We start from the raw sequence: 19,960 nt of genomic DNA, 5'->3' as shown, positions 1-19,960 counted from the left end.
TAACGTCCCGTCGTCGGCGCGGCGAGTCGTCGCCGACGACCGTCCCTCCTGGACGGTGGCGGTGGCGGCTTGGCGGCGGCCGGTACGGTCGCCGGTGACTGAGGCGGTGGCGGCATGACGGACGGGAACGCGAGCGGGACCCTGCCCCCGGGCGGCGAGGGCGGCTCGGGGCGGCTTCCCCTCGTGCTGGGCGGCGGGCTGGTCGCCGTGCTGCTCGCCGCGATCGGGGCGACCGTGGGCTGGCGACTGGCCGGCGAGGGGGACGTACCCGAGGACCGACCGCTCGCGGCGCCGAGCGCGACGGGTGGCCCGAGCGCTTCCCCCTCGCACCGGCCGACCCCGGCCCGCACCACGCCGGCCGCGCCGCGCACGTCGGCGGCGACGGCATCCGGCCTGTCCGTTCCCCCGGTGATCGGCAGTGACTTCGTCGAGGCTCGGGACGAGTTGCACGACCGCAAGCTGGGTTGGCGCCTGGTCTTCGGGGCGGGGGCGGGCCGCACGGTCGAGCGGACCGACCCCGCGGTCGGCGCCCCGGTGCGGCGGGGAACGACGGTGACCCTCTACGTGTCCGGGCCGGCGCCGGACACCGAGGTGCCGGACGTCGTGGGCGACGGCTGCGACGACGTCGCCGAGGAGTTGGGCGAGCAGGGCCTCTATCCGCGGTACCCCACCGGGCGCAGCGGCCGGGTCGTGCGGCAGGAGCCGACGGCGGGCGCCGTGGCGCGCTGGAACGACCAGGTCGGGGTCTGGTGCGGGGCCGAGAATTCCGTTACGCCCCCGACGCCCTGATCCCGGGCGGGTCGGCACTCCGATCCGGGCCGATCGTGCCACCGACGGCTAGGTTGGCTGTCGAAGGGCCATGACGCCCGCCCGGCTCGGGAAAGGACGTGCCATGAGCGACGACCACCGGGAGCCGTCCGCGGGAGACCACGAGGCCGACGAGACCCGGCCCCTGCCGCGCCCCGGTGGGGAACCCGCCGATGCGACCCGGCGGCTTCCCGCCCCCGCCGACACCGCCGCGGAACCCGCCGACGCGACCCGGCGGCTGTCCGCTCCCGCCGACAGCGGCGGGTCGACCGCCCCGGGGGCGGGCTCGATGCCGCCGGACGCCACGGCGCCCATGGCCCGCGCCGCTCCGCCGCCGGAACGGCCCTGGTCCGGCCGGGCCGAGGTGCCACCGCCCCGGCCGTCGGACTACCGGGATCCGTCGGGCGAGTGGTACGCGGAGGACCAGGGTGGCCGTCGCTGGTGGCTGCCGATCCTCTGGGGTGTCCTGGCGCTGGTCCTGGTCGCCCTGCTGGGCACCGGGCTGTGGTTTCTGAGCACCACCGACGACGGCGACCCAACGGACCCGAGGCCCACGCTCTCCCCCGCGTCGACCAGCAGCGCCGCCCCGACCAGCGCCGCCCCGACCAGCGCCGCCCCGACCTCGGCCGAGCCGACCACGGAGTCGCCGAGCAGTGCCCCGCCGACCACGGAACCCGCGTCCGTGGCGGTGCCCCCGCTGGCCGGCCTGCCGCAGGAGACGGCCGAGGCGCTGCTGGACCGGTTGGGGCTGAACCACCGGGTGGAGTACCGCCCGTCGGAGCTGCCACCCGGGCGGGTGATCGGCACGGAGCCCGGGGTCGGTGAGCCGGTGACGGAAGACGAGGAGGTCCTGCTCCTGGTCTCGCAGGCCGCCCCGTCGGTGCCGCGCAGCACGCCGCCGGCGAGCCCCACGGCCACGGGCACTCCCTGACGGCGCGGAGGGCTCACCACATTCGTCGTCTCGTGCCCACCAGGCCGAGCCCGGCGAGCGAGATGGTGAGCCCGATGACCCCGGACCAGAAGAGCGAGCGTCGGATGTCCGCTGCCGAGGCGGCGCTCGCCGCGGGCGCGGTTTCGCCGGCGAGCGCGCCCGCGCCACCGCCCGCCGGGTCCTGCCCGTCGGTGCCGACGCCGCTGTTCGCGTCCGGCGTCGGATCGTCGGCAGCGGGCGTGCCGTTCCAGCCGATTTCGTCGTCCGGGCCGGGCGAGGCGCCCTCGCCGATCACCGTGATCTCCGGTGCGGGCACCGGCTCGGCCAGCTGGGTGGAGGAGAGAGCGGGATCGCGGACCAGGACCACGAGCGTGGTCGCGGCGCCGAAGAGCGCCAGGAGTCCGAAGGCGTAGGAGATACGGGAGCGGTGGGGCCGCCGCGCGGCGGGCATATTGACCATGGCCATCCCAGGTTCGGGGTCCTGGACGCGCGGGGTGGAACGTGCCGGGGTGGGCGTGCCTTGAGTCTAAGGCGAGGCACGCCCACGAACGGCGGTTTCGCCGGTGGTCAGCCCACCCGGACCGGCGTACGGGCGACGGGCCGCCGCTGCCGTACGGTGTGCGGTCGCTGTTCGGGCGCGGCGCGCAGCTGACGCAGCCCCTGCCGCTGGACGAAGATCGACCGCCGGTTGACCGCGTCCCCCGCCGCGTTCAACTCGTAGCCGTCGAGCCAGATCCAGCCGTCGTAGGTCGGCCAGTCGAGCACCCGGATCACCCGGAACATGAATGGCCGGAGGAATTGGACACTCGCCGCGCGAGTCACGTGCAGTACGTCACCAGAGCGGGGAAGCACATGGGCTCCTGGAGAGGGTCGGCCGGCGTGCGGGCCGGCGTTTGTCGGGGTCGGGGGCGTCTCTCACCGGTGGACGGGGTCGTGCCTCTGCCGGTGGTGGTGGTCGGGCCGTGCCCGCTGGTGGCGTGCCGCCACCCGACCATCACCCGGCTGCTCCCGGTATCGCGCCCGCCGCCGCAGCCTGCTGGCGTACAGCGGCGGGGACATTCCCCGGTGCAGGTCTGGTTGTCGTGGCCCGGGCCCGCCGCTCCGACCGTCCCCCGCGATGGGATGATCACTATGGGAGTTCGGACGGGGACGGTGAGTGACCCGCGCATACGGACAGACTGCACCAGCCGCATGCGACATGCAAGTTGCACGTCGAGTTTTGCCGATACGTGAGTGCGCCCCGCAAACCGGCGCTTGAAGCCTTCCGCACCGGGGCGGCACACTGAGGACCGGTTTCCGAGCGGGTGGAGGTGCCCGCCCGCCGGCGGATCGGGGTTGAGCGGTGAGCGAACGGCGCAGTCCGACCATCCGGCGGCGCCGGCTCGGCGCGGAGCTGCGCCGCCAGCGTGAGGCGGCCGGCATCACCATCGAGGCGGTGGCCGAGCAGTTGGAGTGCTCGGCGTCGAAGGTCTCCCGGATCGAGACGGGCCACACCACGGCCACCCCGCGCGACGTGCGCGACATGCTCCGGATCTACGGGGTGGTGGGCGCGGAGAGCGACGAGCTGGTCCAGATCGCCCGGGAAGCCCGACAGAAGGGCTGGTGGCACCCCTACAGCACGGTGCTGGTCGGCGCGTACGTCGGGCTGGAGGCGGCCGCGAGCTCCATCCGGGCGTACGAGCAGCAGGTCGTGCCCGGGCTGCTGGAGACCGAGGAGTACGCGAGCGCCATGATCCGCGCCGCCCGGCCGGACTTCAGCGCGGACCAGGTCGCACAACGTGTCCGTGTCCGCCTCGGTCGACAGTCGTTGCTGACTCAGGACGATCCGGTCGATTTGTGGGTGGTGCTCGATGAGGCGGTGGTGAGCCGGCCGGTGGGCGGGGACGAGGTCATGCGTAACCAGCTCAGACGGCTCGTCGAAGTGGCCGAACTGCCGAACGTGACGTTGCAGATCCTGCCGTTCGAGGTGGGGGCGCACGCCGGCATGGACGGCACCTTCACGATCCTCAGCTTCCCCGAGCCCGGTGATCCGGATGTCGTGTACGCGGAGAACGCCACGGGTGGGCTCTTCCTCGAGAAGAGCGACGAACTGCAGAAGTACAGCTTCATCTTCGATCACATTCGAGCGGCGGCCATCCGTCCGGAGGAATCCATCGCACACATCGCGAAACTGGCAGAGGAGCCGTTGTGGAAATGGCGACCAAGGGGTTCCCCGTGGACCTGACGCAGGCAACGTGGTTCAAGAGCTCGAAGAGCGGGCCGAACTGTGACAACTGCGTGGAGGTGGCGTACGTGACCGGAGCGGTCGGCGTTCGGGACTCGAAGGACAAGACCGGGCCGGCCCTGATCTTCGCTCCGGGTGGCTGGCGTGCCTTCGTCGCCGGCACCAGGGACGGCGTGTTCGGTCCGGCCTGAACCGCCGGGCGTAGCTGAGAAAGGGGCGGGTCCTCGTCCGGTCGACGGCCGGACGAGGACCCGCCCCTGCCGTACGCCGAACGGCCCGTGACCGCCCTCGGCCCGCACAGCAGGTTCCCCGGTGGGTCCCGTCGCCACAGCCGCCCCGCCTCGTTGTACCCGTCGGTACGGCGGCGGTCGACAACCGGCCGCGGGATCGGCAACCGAGCGAGGCAGGCGAGACGGATGACGACGATCGGGTCAGACAACCTCACCAACGGGCCGGGAAAGCCGGAGCGGTTCGGTGGGAAGTACCGCGGGGCGCGCCGGGACACCGTGCTCACGGAGGTGGTCTCGACCGACGACGATCTCGACGACCGCGGCACGGCCGCGCCCGAGCAGAGCGGCCCGCCGCTCACCCTCCCCTCGCTGGACCCGAACCCGCTCAACGAACCGTCGTTCCCCCCGGCCGGCTGGCCCGGGGAGGTCGGCGAGTCGCTGGTCGACCACCCGTTGATGCGGGGCCTGCTCCTGGAGTTGCCGCCGCGGGGCAGCGTGCCGCCTCCGGGGTGGCTGGACCGCTGGTTCGAGGCGACCCGAGCCATCCTCGAACTGCTATACGTGCAGGGGGCGACCCGCTCGCGCTGAGGCCGGCTCCTCCGGCCGGGCGGAACGCGCCGCCCCCGGCCTGGCCGCCCGCTCCGTGAGCCGGTTGTGCCGCAGGGCGTGCCGGATCGCGACCGCGAGGATCACGACGGCGCCCACGGTGATCGCCGGGCCCGTGACGCCCGGCGCGGTGAGGCGGTCGCTGCCGCTCGCCGCGATCACGGCGGGCACCGAGAGCAGGCCGGTGACCTGTAACGGCACCCCGATCAACGGGTGCGCGGAAGCGGCACGCAGCCCGTGCGGCGCCGGGGTGCCGGGCGCCGTGGCGAACGCCCCCGCGCCCGCCCACAGCCACCGGACCCGGCGTACGGTGCAGGCGGCGACCACGAGGGCTGGCAGCGCGGCGACGTCGAGGGCGGCGGCGGCGCGGTCCGCCGGAGCACCGCCGGGGCTGAGCAGCCCGGCCGTGAGCACGGCCGCGGTCAGGGTCAGACCGGTGAGTACGAGGACGAGCAGCCATCCGGCACGTCGGCGCAGCGCGTACGCCTGATCCACCCGGGGCAGCCCGTCCGCGAGGAAGCCGGCGGCCAGCCACACCGCGGCGATCGGCAACAGGACGGCGAGATGACTCTCCATGCTGGACAGCCTTGCCCACGGCCGCGCTTCCCGAATCCGGGCCGCACCCCCGTTCGCCCCGGACACGTCCCGTAAGGGGGGCATCCCGCCGCGTTATGAAAGATTCGACATGTTTATCTTCGCCACTGTCATGATCTACCCTCGGCTGGATCGGCGGCCGTCGATCTGAGCGGAACGCGTCGGGCGGCAGCCGGTCGGAGGGAGGTAGAGAGATGGCTCTTGCCCAGAGGTCCGTGCTCGTCGGGGTGACGACGCTGGCCATGCTGGCCGCCGCCACGCCCGCGCTGGCCGCCGAGCCGACCGGGACGATCCGGGCGGCGGGTGGGGACACCGCGGTGGCCGACAGCTACATCGTCGTCTTCAAGGACACCGCCGTCAGCCGGAACACCGTCGCTGACAACGCCAGTCGCCTGGTGGGGCGGCACGGCGGCGCGGTGGCACGCACGTACGGCGCCGCCCTGCGCGGCTTCGAGGTCCGGGTCGACGCGAAGGCCGCCGCGCGGATGGCCGCCGACCCGGCCGTCGCGTACGTCGAGCAGAACCACACCGTCTCGATCTCCGGCACCCAGCCCAACCCGCCGTCGTGGGGCCTGGACCGGATCGACCAGCGGAACCTGCCGCTGAACAGCTCCTACACCTACCCGAACACGGCGTCCAACGTGCGGGCCTACATCATCGACACGGGCGTGCTGTACGGGCACAACGACTTCGGCGGACGGGCCGTCTCCGGCTACGACGCGGTCGACGGCGGCTCGGCCGACGACTGCAACGGCCACGGCACCCACGTCGCGGGCACGGTCGGCGGCTCCTCGTACGGGGTGGCCAAGGGCGTCCAGATCGTCGGTGTCCGGGTGCTCAACTGCCAGGGCAGCGGCACCAACGCCCAGGTGGTGGCCGGCATCGACTGGGTGACGGCGAACGCGGTCAAGCCGGCGGTGGCGAACATGAGCCTCGGCGGCTCGGCCAACAGCTCGATCGACACGGCGGTCACGAACTCGATCAACTCCGGCATCACGTACGCGGTCGCGGCCGGCAACGGCGACCTCCTCGGCAACCGGCAGAACGCCTGCAACTACTCGCCGGCCCGGGTCGCCTCGGCGATCACCGTGGGCGCCACGCAGAACAACGACGCCGCCGCGAGCTTCTCCAACTACGGCACCTGCGTCGACATCCTGGCTCCCGGGGTCAACATCACCTCGGCCTGGTACACGAGCGCCAGCGCCACGAACACCATCAGCGGCACGTCGATGGCCTCGCCGCACGTCGCCGGCGCCGCGGCGCTCGTGCTCTCGGCCAACCCGACGTGGACCCCGCAGCAGGTGCGCGACGACCTCGTCAACAACGCCACCCCGAACGTGGTGAGCAACGTGGGCACCGGCACCCCGAACCGGTTGCTGTACGTGGTGAACGGCTCCACGCCGCCGCCGACCAACGACTTCTCGGTCTCCGTGTCGCCGACCTCCGGCTCCACGGCGGCCGGCGGCTCGGTGACCGCCACCGTGGGCACGGCCACCACGAGCGGCTCCGCCCAGTCGGTCAGCCTCTCGGCGAGCGGCCTGCCGAGCGGTGCGACGGCCTCGTTCAGCCCGTCGACGGTGACCTCGGGTGCCTCGTCGACCCTCACCATCACCACGTCGGCCGGCACGTCGGCCGGCACCTACCCGATCACCATCACGGGCACCGGCGCGTCGGCCTCGCGTACGGCCACCTACACGCTGACCGTGACGGGCTCGGGCGGTGGCGGCTGCTCGGGCACCAACGGCACCGACGTCGCCATCCCGGACACCGGCGCCACGGTGGCCAGCTCCATCGTGATCTCCGTGTGCGGCCGCAACGCCTCGGCGAGTTCCCAGGTCGCGGTGAACATCGTGCACACCTACCGCGGTGACGTGGTGATCGACCTCGTGGCACCGGACGGCTCGTCGTACCGGCTGAAGAACAGCAGCTACTTCGACAGCGCCGACAACGTGAACGCGACGTACACCGCCAACCTCTCCAGCGAGGCGGCGAACGGCACCTGGCAGCTGCGGGTGCGGGACGTCTACGCGGGCGACACCGGCTACCTCAACACCTGGACGCTGACCCTCTGACCAGCGACCATCGCGGGGCTCCTCCCTCCCGGGGAGGGGCCCCGCACCGTGTCCGGGACGCGTCGGGTGGGCGACGGCGGTCGGGTCAGACCGCGAAGCCGGCGGGCCGCTCGGTGGCGGGCGCCGGCGGCCTCGCCTTCCACAGGCCGACCTTCTGCGCCAGCAGCCGCGAGAGGTACGCCGGGTTGAGGATCACGTACCGGCGCCAGAGCCGCTTCGGCTCCAGGCCCAGCCGCCAGAACCACTCGAGGCCGGCCCGCTGCATCCACGGCGGTGGCTTGCGCAGCAGACCGGCGTGGTAGTCGAAGGCCGCCCCGACCGCCATGAGCGGCATGTCGAGCAGCGGCCGCATGGCGTACGTGAAGACCTCCTGGCGGGGGCAGCCGAGCCCGACGAGCACGAGCCGCGCGCCGCTGGCCCGAATCCGGTCGGCGATCTCCTGGTCCTCGCCCGGCTGCGCGGCCCGGAACTTCGACGGCTCCACCCCGGCAATCTTCAGCGCGGGGAACATCCGTTCCAGCGCCGGGATCAGCCGGGAGAGGGTCTCGTCGGTGGAGCCGTACAGGTAGACCGGCAGGCCCTCCTCGGCGAACCGCGAGAGCACGTGCAGGGTCAGCGTGGGGCCGTAGACCCGGTCGGTGAGACCGGCGTGGTGCAGCAGGTTGAGCGCCCAGCGGACGGGCTGCCCGTCCGGGGTGACCACGTCGAAGGAGTTGAGCCGGGCGTTGTGCGCCGGGTCGAGCACGCCGGTCATCACCCCGTGCACGGCCAGCGCGGTCAGCGCGAGCGGCCGGCGCTCCCGGGCGGCGGCGACAACCTGTTCCGTCGCCGTGGCGTAGTCGGTGGCGTCCACGAGGACGCCGAGCACGTTGCGCTTGCCGTGGATCATGCCGACGGTACCCACTTGTCCGCGTTGGCCTCGTAGATCTCGCGCATGATCATCGGTACGTCGTAGACCTGCTTCCACTCGGGGTAGTCCGCCTGGAACGCCTCGTTCGAGCCGATCCACCACCTGTGGTCGCCGACCCGGTTCTGCTCGACGTACTCCGAGATCATCTCCTGACCGGTGATGCGCTCGGCCTCGGCGAAGGCCTCCCGCATCGAGGTGTTGGAGTGCCGGCCGCCGCCCAGGTTGTAGACCGCGGCGGGGCGCGGGTTGCGGAAGAACGCCTCGAACGCGGCCACCACGTCCGAGCTGTGGATCGCGTCCCGCACCTGCTTGCCCTGGTAGCCGTAGATGCGGTACGTGCGGCGCTCCATGTTGGCCCGCATCACGTACCCGAGGAAGCCGTGCAGCTCGGTGGCGGAGTGCGCCGGACCGGTCAGCGTGCCGCCCCGGAAGCACGCCGTACGCATGCCGAAGTAACGGCCGTACTCCTGGACCATGACGTCCGCGGCGACCTTGGAGGCCCCGAAGATCGAGTGCAGCGAGGAGTCGATCGACATGTCCTCGCGGACGCCCTGCTCGTACGGGTGCCCGGGCTGGATCTCCCAGCGGGTCTCCAGCTCCACGAAGGGCAGGCTGTTCGGCCGGTCGCCGTAGACCTTGTTGGTCGAGCAGTGGACGACCGGCGCCTCGATGCAGTGGTCGCGGACGTTCTGGAGGACGTTCAGCGTGCCGCCGGCGTTGACGTCGAAGTCGGTGAACGGGTCGCGGACCGCCCAGTCGTGCGACGGCTGGGCCGCCGTGTGGATGACCACGGCGATGTCGGACCCGTACCGCCGGAACACCGCGGCCAGGGCGTCCCGGTCGCGGATGTCGATGCCGTGGTGCGTGTACGCGGCGCCCAGCTCGTCGGTCAGCCGCCGCACGTTCCAGGCGGTCGACGCCTCCGTGCCGAAGAATGTCTGCCGCATGTCGTTGTCGATGCCGACCACGTCCAGCCCGAGGCCGGCGAAGTGCCGCACCGCCTCCGAGCCGATCAGACCGCCCGATCCGGTCACCAACGCGACAGTCACACGCCACTCCTGGTCCATCGGAGGCAGAAACCATCGGAGCATAGCGTGACGCCCGGCACGCCCCGATACGCCGCGAGGGCCCCGCTGTGTGCGGAGCCCTCGTCCTGTGGTGGGGAAGGGGGGAGTTGAACCCCCACGCCCTTTCGGGCACACGGACCTGAACCGTGCGCGTCTGCCATTCCGCCACTTCCCCGTGGCACGACCGGATCACTGTAATCCGCACCGACCTCGCCGTCTCCGGCGGGGCCCGGCACATATTACGCTGTCCCGGTCATCGCCACGAGCGGTTACCGTTCGTGGCGGACGAAAGAGTAGCACGATGAGAGGGGCCGGTCCGAACGGGCCGGGAGCAGGCGGCCGAGCGGCGTGTGAGCTGCGCGCGCGCCGGCCGGATACCATCATGTCCTCGGGACCCGAGGAGGAGCCGGTGAGCGTGCTGCAACGCTTCGAGAAGCGTCTGGAAGGCCTGGTCGAGGGGGCCTTTGCCAAGGTCTTCAAAGGGGTGGTCCACCCCGTGGAGATCCTCAACGCCATGCAGCGGGAGGCCGAGGCGCACAAGGCGATCCTGGCCGGTGGGCGCACGTTGGTGCCCAACCGCTACGTGATCGATCTCTCGCCGTACGACCACAGTCGGCTGGCGCCGTACGCCGCCGCGCTCGCCCAGGAGCTGGCGCAGTCGCAGGCGGAGTTCATCGGCGAGCAGGCGTGGACTGTCTACGGCGACGTGATCGTCGAGATCGAGCGCGGTGAAGGGCTGGACACCGGGATGTTCCGGGTCACCGCGGAGGTCTACACCGGTGGCGACGTCGCCCCGGCCCCGGCGCCCGGCTACGACGCCGGCCCGCCCGGTTACCCGTCGTACGACCAGGGCGGCGGCTACGGCCCCCCGCCCGGGCACGGCGGCGGCACCCGCAACGTCCGGCTGGTCTCCGGCGACGGGCGCACCTACCCGCTGCAGATGGGCTCGACGGTCATCGGCCGCGGAGACCAGGCCAACCTGCGCCTGCCGGACGTCGGGATCTCCCGGCGCCACGCCCGGCTCGACTTCGACGGCGGTCAGGTCGTGCTGACCGACCTCGGCTCGACCAACGGCACCATGGTCAACGGCCAGCGGGTCTCCGCCGTCGCGCTCAACCCCGGCGACATGATCCAGCTCGGCACCACGACCCTGACCTTCCGCGTGGACGGCTGATCAGCCTTGCCGGAACTCGTCATCACCGTCGCCCGGTTCGGGTTCCTGATCCTGCTGTGGATCTTCGTGTTCACGGTGGTCGGCGTCATCCGCCGGGACCTCTTCGCGGGTGCCCGCTCGGGCCGGCTGGTGGCCGCGCCTCGCACGGTCGGCGCCTCGACGGGGCAGGCGGCCCGACCGGCCAAGGTGAAGCGGGGCCGGGCCGCGCACCAGCTGGTGGTGACGGCCGGTCAGCTGGCCGGCACGCGGATCACGCTGGGTGACGCGCAGATCACGATCGGTCGTGCGGAGGACTCCACCCTCGTGATCACGGACGACTACGCCTCGGCGCGACACGCCCGGCTCGTGCCGCGCGACGGGCAGTGGTTCGTCGAGGACCTCGGTTCGACTAACGGCACCTATCTGGATCGCGCTAAGGTCACCGGACCAACCCCCGTCCCCCTCGGCGTGCCGATCCGGATCGGCCGCACTTCCCTCGAATTACGGCCATGACTCTGACCCTGCGCTATGCGGCCCACAGCGACCGCGGTCTGATCCGAGACGGTAACCAGGACTCCGTCTACGCCGGGCCGCGGCTTCTCGCCGTCGCCGACGGCATGGGCGGCATGGCCGCCGGTGACGTCGCCAGCAACATCGTCATCGGTGCCATGGCGCCCCTCGACGAGGACGTCCCGGGTGACGCCCTCGTCGACGCGTTGCGTTCGGCCGTGGGCACCGCCAACCAGCAGCTCCGCGAGACTGTGGACGCCAACCCGCAGCTGGAGGGGATGGGCACCACGCTGACGGCGACCCTCTTCTCCGGCAGCAAGCTCGGCATGGTGCACATCGGTGACTCGCGGGCCTACCTTCTGCGCAACGGTGAGTTCGCGCAGATCACCAAGGACGACACGTACGTCCAGATGCTCGTCGACGAGGGCCGGATCAGCGCCGAGGAGGCGAGCAGCCACCCGCAGCGGTCGCTGTTGACCCGTGCGCTCGACGGGCGGGACATCGACCCGGAGTACTCGGTCCGTCAGGTGCTGCCGGGCGACCGCTACCTGATCTGCAGCGACGGGCTCTCCGGGGTGGTCAGCGCGGACACCATCGGCGAGACCATGCGGGAGTACGCCGACCCGCAGCAGTGCGTCGAGCGCCTGGTCCAGCTCGCGCTCCGTGGCGGCGGCCCCGACAACATCACCGTGATCATCGCGGACGCCACCGACCAGGACATCGTCGAGGCGACGCCGATCGTGGGCGGCGCGGCGGCCCGGGACCGCGGCATGGCGACCTCGGCCGACAACTCCACCCCGGCCGCCCGGGCCTCGGCGCTCTCCGCGCCCCGGTCCGCCGCGCCGGAGGAGCCCGCCGCCTGCGACGACGACGAACCGGAACGGGGCCGGCACCGGCCGGTACGGGCCGCCGCCATGGCGGTGGCCCTGCTCGTGATCCTCGGCGGCGGGCTCTTCGCCGGGTGGAGCTACACCCAGCGGCAGTACTACGTGGGCGCCACCGAGGACGGCCAGGTGGCCGTGTTCCGGGGGATACAGGGTCAGATCGCCGGCCTCGACCTGTCGACGGTCCACTCGACCAGCCCCGCCGAGCTCAACGACCTGACCCTGGCCGCCCAGGAGCAGGTCAAGCAGGGCATTCCCGCGAAGAGCGAGCCCGACGCCGAGCGCCGGCTGGCCGAGCTGACCAGCGACACCCCGACCAACCCGAACCTCAAGCCGATCTGCCCGGCGAACCCGCTCGTGCCGTCCGGCTCGCCGACGCCGTCGCCGACGGCCGTCGCGACCTCGCCCGTTCCGTCCGGCACCGCGGCGGTCGGCGCGCCGACCGCCGGCAGCCGCGCGCCCAGCGCGACCGCCAGCGCCAGCGTGAACGGCAGTCCCACCAGCAGTCCGGCCGGCACCGAGCCGACCGGCACGCCCGACGCCCCGCCCTCCGACTCGGCCCCGCCGGTGCTCGACCCGGCCACCTGCCGGTCGCCCGAGTGAGCGTCGGCCCGACCCCGAGGATCCTTCCGTGACCGCAGCGGCCACACCGGCAGCCTCGCCCGCCACCACGGGCGAGCAGCCCGGCGTACGCCTGGCCCGGTCCCGGCGCAACGCCGAGCTGTCCCTGCTGGTGCTGGCCATGGTGCTGGTGGCGGCCTACGGTGCGACCGTCGAGGCGAACGTGCTCGACACGGTGACCCCGGACTTCTGGCTTCCCGCCGCCGCGCTGGGCGCCGTCTTCCTCGGCCTGCACCTGGTGATCCGGTTCCTGGCACCGTTCGCCGACCCGGCCCTGCTGCCGGCGGTGGCCCTGCTCAACGGCCTGGGTGTCGGTTTCCTGCGTCGGATCGACCTCGCGAAGGCCCTCCCGGCCGACCGGGAGCACCTGGCCATCTTCGCCGGCCAGGGTGGCCGCCAGCTGGCCTGGACGCTGATCTCGGGGATCCTCGCCGCGGGGCTGCTCGTGCTGATGCGTGACCACCGGTCCGTCTCCCGGTACGCCTACACCCTGGGCCTGGCCGGCATCGTGCTCGTGATGATCCCGGCGGTGCTGCCCGCCCGGTTCTCCGAGATCAACGGCGCCAAGCTGTGGATCAAGTTCACGCCGACCTTCTCGATCCAGCCCGGTGAGTTCGCCAAGCTGGCCCTGCTGGTCTTCTTCGCCTACTACCTGGTCCGCAAGCGCGAGGTGCTGTCGCTGGCGAGTCGGCGCTTCCTCGGCATCGACTTCCCCCGCGGTCGGGACCTCGGGCCGGTCGTCGTGGTCTGGCTGATCAGCCTCCTGGTGCTCATCTTCGAGAAGGACCTGGGCACCTCGCTGCTGTACTTCGGCATGTTCGTGGTGACGCTGTACATCGCCACGGAACGGGTCAGCTGGCTGCTGATCGGTCTGATCCTCTTCTTCGGCGGCGCCTACCTCGCGTACTTCCTCGGCGAGATGGTCGGCGGCCCGTTCGCCAACTTCTACCTGCGGGCGCAGATCTGGCTGGACCCGTTCGGCGATCCGTACAACAAGGGCTACCAGCTGGTCCAGGGCCTGCTCGGGCTCGGCACCGGTGGTCTGTTCGGCGCCGGCCCCGGTGGCGGCCAGCCGCTCGAGATCCCCGAGGTGCAGAACGACTTCATCTTCGCGGGCATCGGCGAGGAGATCGGCCTCTTCGGGCTCTCCGCCCTGCTGGTCGTCTACCTGCTGGTCGTGGAGCGCGGCCTGCGCGCCGCGCTCGCCGTGCGGGACTCGTTCGGCAAGCTGCTGGCCGGCGGCCTCGCCTTCACCCTCGGGCTCCAGGTCTTCGTGATCGTCGGCGGCATCAGCAAGCTGATCCCGCTCACCGGCCAGACCACGCCGTTCCTCTCCGCCGGTGGCTCGTCGCTGATGGCCAACTGGCTGCTCATCGCCGTGCTGCTTCGGGTCTCCGACGGCGCGCGGCGGCCGGTGACCGGCGGCGGGGGCAAGGCGGCGCGGCCGTCGGCCGGCCCGCCCGAGCAGCTGCACGGTGCCCCCACGGAGGTGATCAGGCCATGAACGCACCCCTGCGGCGGGTCGGCGTCGTCGTCATGATCCTCTTCGGGCTCCTCTTCGCGAACCTGAACTGGATCCAGGCCTACAAGGCCGACGAGTACCGCAACAGCGACTACAACGGCCGGGTCCAGGTGGCCGAGTACGAGCGCAAGCGCGGCAACATCGAGGCCGGCGGCACGGCGCTCGCCACCAGCAAGGAGACCGACGGCAAGCTGAAGTTCCTGCGCACCTACCCCGGCGGGGCGGAGTACGCGCACGTGCTCGGCTACAAGCCCGTCAACCTGGCGGACACCGGCATCGAGCGGATCGAGAACGACTTCCTGGCCGGCACCAGCGACCAGCTGATCGGTGACCGGATCAAGGACATGTTCACCGGCGACCAGACCGGCGGCGGCAACGTCCTGCTCACCCTCTCGAAGAAGGCCCAGGACGTCGCGTACAACCAGCTGCGGAACAACGAGCTGGGTGTGAAGCGGGGCGCCGCGATCGCCATCGACCCGCGTACCGGTGCGGTCCAGGCGCTCGTCTCCATGCCCAGTTTCGACCCGAACCCGCTGGCGAGCCACGACATCGACAAGGCGGCCGCGGCGTACAACCAGTTGGAGCAGAATCCGGACGGCCCACTCAAGAACCGGGCGCTCTCGGAGACCCTGCCACCCGGCTCCACCTTCAAGATCGTGGTGGCTGCCGCGGCGCTGGAGAACGGGGTCACGAAGGACACGCTCATCAAGGCTGGCTCCAGCTACACGCCACCGACCTCGGGCTCCCCGATCCGCAACGCGGCGGCGTCGATCTGCCCGGAGTCGCAGGTCACCCTCATGGACGCGGTCACCGAGTCGTGCAACACCGGTTTCGCGCAGCTCGGCGTGCGGCTCGGGGCCGACGTGCTGAAGGAGAAGGCCCGGCAGTTCGGCTTCGAGCAGGACGACCTGACCGTCGGCCAGCTCGGCGAGGACGGGCTGCGCACGGCGGCCAGCCGGACCGGCGACATGCTGAACCCGGATGGCACCACCGACCCGGCTGCGCTCGCCCAGTCCTCCATCGGCCAGAACAACGTCCGGATGACCCCGCTGCAGGGCGCGCTGATCGCCGCCTCGGTGGCCAACGGCGGCAGCCAGATGCGGCCGTACCTGGTCAAGCAGCTCCTCGGGCCGGACCGGACCACCGTCTACGACGCCGCCAAGCCGCGCGAGCTGCGCCGGCCGATCAGCGGACAGGTCGCCAACGACCTGCGGGACATGATGGTCAGCGTGGTCGAGAACGGCACCGGCGGGAAGGCGAAGTTCAACGGCTACACGGTCGGCGGCAAGACCGGCACCGCCCAGTCGGCGCCGGACCGGCCCGACCACGGCTGGTTCATCGGCTTCGCCCTCGACAAAGACGGCACGCCGGTCTCCGCGGTCTGCGTGGAGCTGGAGCAGGCCGGTCCCGGCGGCAGCGCCGAGGCCGCCCGGATCGCCGGTCAGATCATGCGGGCGGCCGTCACCGACCCCGGGGGCCGGTGACATGCTCAGCCCCGGGGTCCAGCTCGGCAACCGCTACCGCCTCGACGAGCGCATCGCGAGCGGTGGCATGGGCGACGTCTGGCGCGGCACCGACCAGGTGCTCGGCCGGACGGTCGCCGTGAAGAGCCTGCTCCCCGCACTGCTCGACGAGCCGGGCTTCGCCGAGCGGTTCCGCGGCGAGGCCCGGACCATGGCGACCATCAACCACCCCGGGGTGGTGGACGTCTACGACTTCGGCAGCGACCAGCAGATCGCCTTCCTCGTGATGGAGTACGTCGAGGGCGACCCGCTCTCGGCGACGCTCAGCCGGGTCGGCCGGCTCACCCCGGCCCGCACGATGGCCCTCGTCGCGCAGGCCGCCGACGCGCTGCACGCCGCCCACGCGAAGGGCATCGTGCACCGCGACGTGAAGCCGGGCAACCTGCTCGTCCGGCCCAACGGCACGCTCGTGCTCACCGACTTCGGCATCGCCCGCTCCGACCTCGTGGGGCAGCTCACGGCGGCCGGCTCGGTGCTCGGCACGGCGTCGTACATCTCGCCCGAGCAGGCGATGGGCCAGGTGGCGTCACCCGCCTCCGACGTCTACGCGCTCGGCGTGGTCGCGTACCAGTGCCTCGCGGGCCGGCGCCCGTTCGAGGGGGACAACCCGCTCGAGATCGCCATGAAGCACGTCCAGGACTCACCCCGGTCGCTGCCGGCCGACATCCCGCCGCAGGTCCGGGCGATCGTCGAGCGGGCCATGTCCAAGGACCCGGCGGCCCGCTGGCCGAGCGCCGCCGCGCTGGCCGGGGTGGCCCGCCAGGCGAAGGCGGCGCTGTCCCAGCAGGCACGGGCGAACACGCAGTCCCGCCCGATCTCCGGGGCGCCCGCCTCGCCGGCGCCCGCGCCCGGGCGCGCCCAGGTGCCCCCTCCGCAGCAGGCACGCCCGCCGGCCGTGCCGCACCGGCCGCCGACCGGCACACCGCCGGCACGGGCGGCCGCCACCGCGCCCCGCCCCGGCGTGGCGGCGCCGGCCCAGCCCCCGCGACCGACCGTGGTGGCCCCGGCCGCCGTGGCGCAGCCCCGGCCCCCAGTGGCCCAGGCCAGCTATCCGCGCGGCGCCGCGTCGGTGCCGCCGGCCCCGGCCCGCCAGGACTCCGCACCGGCGTACGCCCGGCAGCCCGGCCCCGCGCTGCCGCCGCCCACCACGGGTCGCTCCCGACCGGGGATGGTGTTCGTGGCCGTCCTCCTGGCCGTACTGGTCCTGCTCTGCTCCGGCGTGATTTCCTACAAGCTGCGGAAGGGCGCGCAGGCCGGCGAACCCGGCGTGCTCACGCCGCCGACCGTGACGTCCGGCGCGCTACCCGCCGACGGGCGCGACGATCTGACCGTGACGCCGTACCGTCGCAGCGAGCGGCTCCGGCCCGCGAGCGACGAGACGACGACGAGCGAAGGACGACAGACGCGATGACAGCGCAGGCCCGCCTGCTGGGTGGCAGGTACCAGGTCGGCGAGCTGCTCGGCTACGGCGGCATGGCCGAGGTGCACCGCGGTCGCGACCTCCGACTCGGTCGGGACGTCGCCATCAAGATGCTCCGCACGGACCTGGCCCGGGACGCCACCTTCCAGATGCGGTTCCGCCGGGAGGCGCAGAACGCCGCGTCGCTGAACCACCCGGCGATCGTGGCCGTCTACGACACCGGCGAGGAGACCGCGCCGACCGGCGAGACGCTGCCGTTCATCGTCATGGAGTTCGTCAACGGGCGGACCCTCAAGGAGGTGCTCGGCGCCGAGGGGCGGCTCCAGCCCCGCCGGGCGCTGGAGATCTGCGCCGACGTGTGTGCCGCGCTGGAGTTCAGCCACCGGCACGGCATCATCCACCGGGACATCAAGCCCGGCAACGTCATGCTCACCCAGACCGGCCAGGTCAAGGTCATGGACTTCGGCATCGCCCGGGCCCTGGCCAGCGGCGCCACCACCATGACGCAGACCAGCGCGGTGATCGGCACCGCGCAGTACCTCTCGCCGGAGCAGGCGCGGGGCGAGGCGGTCGACGCCCGCTCCGACGTCTACGCGGCCGGCTGCGTCCTCTTCGAACTGCTCTGCGGCCACCCGCCGTTCGTGGGCGACAGCCCGGTGAGTGTCGCCTACCAGCACGTACGGGAGGCGCCGCCCACGCCGAGCGACATCAACCCCGAGGTGTCGCCGGCGGTCGACGCCATCGTGCTCAAGGCCCTGTCGAAGAACCCGCTCAACCGCTACCAGAGCGCCGCCGAGATGCGGGCCGACCTGCTCCGCGCCGCCGCCGGCCGCCCCGTGCTGGCCACGCCGGTGATGCGCGAGCAGGAGACGATGCCGATGGCGCCGGCCGCCGCGCCGGGGTACGCCGGTGGGGGCGGTGCCGCCCCGCCGACCGGCCAGATCCCGGCCCGGGTCGGCGATCCCCGCCGCCGCCGCGCGTCGTCCTGGTTGATCGCCACGTTCGCGGCGGTCGGCGTGCTCGCCGTCATCGCCCTGGCCGCCGCGCTCCAGTGGAACCAGGACGACGAGAAGCAGGTCCCGGTGCCCACGGTGACCGGCCTGACCCGGGCGCAGGCGTTCCAGGAGATCCAGAAGGCGGGGCTGGCTCCCCAGACCGGCGAGCCGATCTTCAACGCCACCTGTAAGAAGGACACGGTGGCCGGTCAGGACCCGGCGCCCGGCGCGCGGTTGGAGCGCGACCAGACCGTGACGGTCCAGGTCTGCGGCGGCAAGCCTGAGGCCACCATCCCGACCGGGCTCAAGGGCAGCAAGGTCGAGAGCGCGAGGGCCCGGCTCGAAGAGGACAAGTTCGTGGTCTCGATCAAGGAGATCGACAACGAGGAGAGCGAGGACATCGTCCTCGACGTCTCGCCGGGCGAGGGTCAGCGGGTGCCCGAGGGCACCAAGGTGACCCTGACGGTCTCCAGGGGCAACGTCCGCGAGGTCCCGAACGTGGTGGGCCTGAGCCGGGAGGAAGCCACGCGGACGCTGGAGAACGCCGGCTTCGACGTGGACGTGGACCTCGGTGACGAGGTTCCGCCCGAGGAGGCGGGCAAGGTCCTCGCGCAGAACCCGCGGGGCGGCAACAAGAAGGCGCGAGGCAGCACGGTGAAGATCGTCGTCTCCGTGTCCGAGCCGGAGACGCCGCCGAGCAGCACGCCGTCGTCGCCCACGCCGACGGCGACGCCCACCACGCCGGGCACCGGTGGCGGCCTTCCGGTGTTCCCGCCGCCGTCCGCGCACCCCTGGAAGAACTGAGGCGCCCGCCCGCACGAGCGCGACGCCCGCGCCGCACCGACGCGTTGATCATGAAGTTATTGCCCGCCACACCGGCGTGTCGGCGCAATAACTTCATGATCGAGCCGCCGCCCTTACGAGCAGGGCCCGCAGGCGGGAGAGACCGGGGGATCAGGCGGCGGCGAAGGCTGCTCGGCGGCGGGCGTCGACCTCGGCGGCCAGGGCCGGGGCGCGGTCCAGCGCCTCGGGGTAACCGCATCCCGCGAGCCAGTTGGCGAGCATGAGGTGACCGCCCTCGGTGAGCACCGACTCGGGGTGGAACTGCACGCCCTCGATGGGCAGGCTGCGGTGGCGCATCGCCATCACCACGCCCGACCCGGTCCAGCCCGTGACCTCCAGCTCGTCGGGCAGCGTCTCCGGCACCACGGCGAGCGAGTGGTAGCGGGTCGCGGTGAACGGGTCGGGCAGGCCGGCGAGGACGCCGGCCGAGTGGTGCCGGACCTCCGAGGTCTTGCCGTGCAGGAGTTCCGGGGCTCGGGCCACGGTGGCGCCGAAGGCCTCGCCGATCGCCTGGTGACCCAGGCACACACCGAAGATCGGCAGCTCACCGGCGTAACGCCGGATCACCTCGAGGCAAATGCCCGCCCGGTCGGGGCTGCCCGGCCCGGGTGAGAGCAGGACGCCGCCGGCGCCCACGCTGCCCACCTCGGCGACGTCGATCTCGTCGTTGCGCCGGACGTCGCACTCCACACCGAGCTGGCCCAGGTACTGCACGAGGTTGAACACGAACGAGTCGTAGTTGTCGATCACCAGGACGCGCATCGGCTCACCGGCTCGGAGAGGGCGGCGGGGTGTTGTTCCGGTCCGTGTCGTACGGCAGGTCGTGCTCGTCGCCCGGCGGGGCGTCGCCGGGCACCACGTCGCCCGCCGGGTCGCCGGTCACGTCGGCGTCCTGGGTCACCTGCACGTCGTCGAAGGGGAGCAGCGGCTCGGCCCACGGGAAGACGACGTACCAGAGCAGGGCCACGGTGGCGGCGAGCAGCAGCACCGACCCGGTCAGCTTGCCAACGATCCCGAACGGGAGCTTGCGCCAGATCCACGAGTACAT

20 protein-coding genes and 1 tRNA gene are annotated in these 19,960 nt (G+C 72.4%); 13 read left to right on the top strand and 8 right to left on the bottom strand.

Annotated elements, in window-relative coordinates:
* Positions 1 to 114: 114 nt before the first annotated feature.
* Together ACSNOA_RS02205 and ACSNOA_RS02200 are read left to right on the top strand one after the other, a co-directional pair.
* Positions 115 to 789, top strand: coding sequence for a PASTA domain-containing protein (locus ACSNOA_RS02205; protein WP_436655669.1), 675 nt, complete (start codon positions 115 to 117; stop codon positions 787 to 789).
* A gap of 103 nt (positions 790 to 892) precedes the next feature.
* Complete coding sequence (locus ACSNOA_RS02200) at positions 893 to 1,738, top strand: PASTA domain-containing protein (RefSeq protein WP_436655667.1); 846 nt, start codon at positions 893 to 895, stop codon at positions 1,736 to 1,738.
* Between the two features lie 13 nt (positions 1,739 to 1,751).
* On the opposite strand, the gene ACSNOA_RS02195 is transcribed toward ACSNOA_RS02200, so the two are convergent.
* Positions 1,752 to 2,204: a hypothetical protein gene (locus tag ACSNOA_RS02195; RefSeq protein ID WP_436655665.1), complete on the bottom strand. Its 453-nt coding sequence runs from the start codon at positions 2,202 to 2,204 to the stop codon at positions 1,752 to 1,754.
* Positions 2,205 to 2,305: 101 nt separating this feature from the next.
* Positions 2,306 to 2,590 carry a hypothetical protein gene (locus tag ACSNOA_RS02190; protein ID WP_436655663.1) on the bottom strand — a complete coding sequence of 95 codons (285 nt, stop codon included), beginning with the start codon at positions 2,588 to 2,590 and terminating at the stop codon, positions 2,306 to 2,308.
* Between the two features lie 490 nt (positions 2,591 to 3,080).
* Between ACSNOA_RS02190 and ACSNOA_RS02185 the strand changes: the two genes are divergently transcribed.
* The 3 genes from ACSNOA_RS02185 to ACSNOA_RS02175 all read left to right on the top strand — a co-directional run bounded on the left by ACSNOA_RS02185 (position 3,081) and on the right by ACSNOA_RS02175 (position 4,780).
* Positions 3,081 to 3,962: a helix-turn-helix domain-containing protein gene (locus ACSNOA_RS02185; RefSeq protein WP_436655661.1), complete on the top strand. Its 882-nt coding sequence runs from the start codon at positions 3,081 to 3,083 to the stop codon at positions 3,960 to 3,962.
* Positions 3,932 to 4,153 carry a DUF397 domain-containing protein gene (locus ACSNOA_RS02180; RefSeq protein ID WP_436655659.1) on the top strand — a complete coding sequence of 74 codons (222 nt, stop codon included), beginning with the start codon at positions 3,932 to 3,934 and terminating at the stop codon, positions 4,151 to 4,153. Before ACSNOA_RS02185 ends, ACSNOA_RS02180 begins: the two co-directional genes overlap by 31 nt.
* A 225-nt stretch (positions 4,154 to 4,378) precedes the next feature.
* On the top strand, positions 4,379 to 4,780 hold the full coding sequence (locus ACSNOA_RS02175; RefSeq protein WP_436655657.1) for a hypothetical protein: 402 nt from the start codon (positions 4,379 to 4,381) through the stop codon (positions 4,778 to 4,780).
* Here ACSNOA_RS02175 and ACSNOA_RS02170 read toward each other — a convergent pair.
* Entirely contained in the window at positions 4,748 to 5,374 is a 627-nt protein-coding gene (locus tag ACSNOA_RS02170) for a hypothetical protein (protein WP_436655655.1), read from the bottom strand. The genes ACSNOA_RS02175 and ACSNOA_RS02170 overlap by 33 nt on opposite strands.
* 212 nt (positions 5,375 to 5,586) lie before the next feature.
* Between ACSNOA_RS02170 and ACSNOA_RS02165 the strand changes: the two genes are divergently transcribed.
* On the top strand, positions 5,587 to 7,464 hold the full coding sequence (locus ACSNOA_RS02165) for a S8 family peptidase (RefSeq protein WP_436655653.1): 1,878 nt from the start codon (positions 5,587 to 5,589) through the stop codon (positions 7,462 to 7,464).
* An 85-nt stretch (positions 7,465 to 7,549) separates the two neighbouring features.
* Here the strand turns inward: ACSNOA_RS02165 and ACSNOA_RS02160 are convergent, their stop codons facing one another.
* The 3 genes from ACSNOA_RS02160 to ACSNOA_RS02150 all read right to left on the bottom strand — a co-directional run bounded on the left by ACSNOA_RS02160 (position 7,550) and on the right by ACSNOA_RS02150 (position 9,616).
* Positions 7,550 to 8,353, bottom strand: coding sequence for a WecB/TagA/CpsF family glycosyltransferase (locus ACSNOA_RS02160; protein ID WP_436655651.1), 804 nt, complete (start codon positions 8,351 to 8,353; stop codon positions 7,550 to 7,552).
* Positions 8,350 to 9,465, bottom strand: coding sequence for an NAD-dependent epimerase/dehydratase family protein (locus ACSNOA_RS02155; RefSeq protein ID WP_436655649.1), 1,116 nt, complete (start codon positions 9,463 to 9,465; stop codon positions 8,350 to 8,352). The genes ACSNOA_RS02160 and ACSNOA_RS02155 overlap by 4 nt, the downstream gene beginning before the upstream one ends.
* A gap of 65 nt (positions 9,466 to 9,530) precedes the next feature.
* Positions 9,531 to 9,616: transfer RNA gene (locus ACSNOA_RS02150), tRNA-Leu, on the bottom strand.
* Positions 9,617 to 9,823: 207 nt separating this feature from the next.
* Between ACSNOA_RS02150 and ACSNOA_RS02145 the strand changes: the two genes are divergently transcribed.
* From ACSNOA_RS02145 to pknB, 7 genes are read left to right on the top strand one after another with little or no spacing between them, the layout of a single operon-like run.
* A complete protein-coding gene (locus tag ACSNOA_RS02145) occupies positions 9,824 to 10,615 on the top strand; it encodes an FhaA domain-containing protein (protein ID WP_436655647.1) in 792 nt (263 codons plus the stop codon).
* 6 nt (positions 10,616 to 10,621) lie between these two features.
* Complete coding sequence (locus ACSNOA_RS02140) at positions 10,622 to 11,107, top strand: FHA domain-containing protein FhaB/FipA (protein WP_436655645.1); 486 nt, start codon at positions 10,622 to 10,624, stop codon at positions 11,105 to 11,107.
* Positions 11,104 to 12,591, top strand: a complete 1,488-nt coding sequence (locus tag ACSNOA_RS02135) for a protein phosphatase 2C domain-containing protein (protein WP_436655643.1) — start codon at positions 11,104 to 11,106, stop codon at positions 12,589 to 12,591. Before ACSNOA_RS02140 ends, ACSNOA_RS02135 begins: the two co-directional genes overlap by 4 nt.
* Before the next feature lie 28 nt (positions 12,592 to 12,619).
* Positions 12,620 to 14,113: an FtsW/RodA/SpoVE family cell cycle protein gene (locus ACSNOA_RS02130; RefSeq protein ID WP_436655641.1), complete on the top strand. Its 1,494-nt coding sequence runs from the start codon at positions 12,620 to 12,622 to the stop codon at positions 14,111 to 14,113.
* Positions 14,110 to 15,615 carry a peptidoglycan D,D-transpeptidase FtsI family protein gene (locus ACSNOA_RS02125; RefSeq protein ID WP_436655639.1) on the top strand — a complete coding sequence of 502 codons (1,506 nt, stop codon included), beginning with the start codon at positions 14,110 to 14,112 and terminating at the stop codon, positions 15,613 to 15,615. Before ACSNOA_RS02130 ends, ACSNOA_RS02125 begins: the two co-directional genes overlap by 4 nt.
* Position 15,616: 1 nt before the next feature.
* Positions 15,617 to 17,065, top strand: coding sequence for a protein kinase domain-containing protein (locus tag ACSNOA_RS02120; protein WP_436655637.1), 1,449 nt, complete (start codon positions 15,617 to 15,619; stop codon positions 17,063 to 17,065).
* Positions 17,062 to 18,873, top strand: coding sequence for a Stk1 family PASTA domain-containing Ser/Thr kinase (gene pknB / locus ACSNOA_RS02115; protein ID WP_436655635.1), 1,812 nt, complete (start codon positions 17,062 to 17,064; stop codon positions 18,871 to 18,873). The genes ACSNOA_RS02120 and pknB overlap by 4 nt, the downstream gene beginning before the upstream one ends.
* Before the next feature lie 150 nt (positions 18,874 to 19,023).
* Here the strand turns inward: pknB and ACSNOA_RS02110 are convergent, their stop codons facing one another.
* Both ACSNOA_RS02110 and ACSNOA_RS02105 read right to left on the bottom strand, forming a co-directional pair.
* On the bottom strand, positions 19,024 to 19,674 hold the full coding sequence (locus ACSNOA_RS02110; protein WP_436655633.1) for an aminodeoxychorismate/anthranilate synthase component II: 651 nt from the start codon (positions 19,672 to 19,674) through the stop codon (positions 19,024 to 19,026).
* Positions 19,675 to 19,678: 4 nt separating this feature from the next.
* The gene (locus tag ACSNOA_RS02105; protein ID WP_436655631.1) at positions 19,679 to 19,960 is read right to left on the bottom strand and encodes a hypothetical protein; all 282 of its coding nucleotides are present in this window, start codon (positions 19,958 to 19,960) and stop codon (positions 19,679 to 19,681) included.

Source organism: Micromonospora sp. URMC 103, from assembly GCF_051386435.1.
Lineage (GTDB): Bacteria > Actinomycetota > Actinomycetes > Mycobacteriales > Micromonosporaceae > Micromonospora.
The sequence above is the reverse complement of the archived record's forward strand: the minus strand, read 5'-3'. Positions and strand labels throughout refer to the sequence as shown.

Bases quoted from the DNA above. Each gene is read 5' to 3' on its own strand.
- ACSNOA_RS02205 (WP_436655669.1), top strand. From the start codon at position 115: ATGACGGACGGGAACGCGAGCGGGACCCTGCCCCCGGGCGGCGAGGGC.
- ACSNOA_RS02200 (WP_436655667.1), top strand. From the start codon at position 893: ATGAGCGACGACCACCGGGAGCCGTCCGCGGGAGACCACGAGGCCGAC.
- ACSNOA_RS02195 (WP_436655665.1), bottom strand. From the start codon at position 2,204: ATGGCCATGGTCAATATGCCCGCCGCGCGGCGGCCCCACCGCTCCCGT.
- ACSNOA_RS02180 (WP_436655659.1), top strand. From the start codon at position 3,932: ATGGCGACCAAGGGGTTCCCCGTGGACCTGACGCAGGCAACGTGGTTC.
- ACSNOA_RS02175 (WP_436655657.1), top strand. From the start codon at position 4,379: ATGACGACGATCGGGTCAGACAACCTCACCAACGGGCCGGGAAAGCCG.
- ACSNOA_RS02170 (WP_436655655.1), bottom strand. From the start codon at position 5,374: ATGGAGAGTCATCTCGCCGTCCTGTTGCCGATCGCCGCGGTGTGGCTG.
- ACSNOA_RS02165 (WP_436655653.1), top strand. From the start codon at position 5,587: ATGGCTCTTGCCCAGAGGTCCGTGCTCGTCGGGGTGACGACGCTGGCC.
- ACSNOA_RS02160 (WP_436655651.1), bottom strand. From the start codon at position 8,353: ATGATCCACGGCAAGCGCAACGTGCTCGGCGTCCTCGTGGACGCCACC.
- ACSNOA_RS02155 (WP_436655649.1), bottom strand. From the start codon at position 9,465: ATGCTCCGATGGTTTCTGCCTCCGATGGACCAGGAGTGGCGTGTGACT.
- ACSNOA_RS02145 (WP_436655647.1), top strand. From the start codon at position 9,824: ATGTCCTCGGGACCCGAGGAGGAGCCGGTGAGCGTGCTGCAACGCTTC.
- ACSNOA_RS02135 (WP_436655643.1), top strand. From the start codon at position 11,104: ATGACTCTGACCCTGCGCTATGCGGCCCACAGCGACCGCGGTCTGATC.
- ACSNOA_RS02125 (WP_436655639.1), top strand. From the start codon at position 14,110: ATGAACGCACCCCTGCGGCGGGTCGGCGTCGTCGTCATGATCCTCTTC.
- ACSNOA_RS02120 (WP_436655637.1), top strand. From the start codon at position 15,617: ATGCTCAGCCCCGGGGTCCAGCTCGGCAACCGCTACCGCCTCGACGAG.
- pknB (WP_436655635.1), top strand. From the start codon at position 17,062: ATGACAGCGCAGGCCCGCCTGCTGGGTGGCAGGTACCAGGTCGGCGAG.
- ACSNOA_RS02110 (WP_436655633.1), bottom strand. From the start codon at position 19,674: ATGCGCGTCCTGGTGATCGACAACTACGACTCGTTCGTGTTCAACCTC.
- ACSNOA_RS02105 (WP_436655631.1), bottom strand. From the start codon at position 19,960: ATGTACTCGTGGATCTGGCGCAAGCTCCCGTTCGGGATCGTTGGCAAG.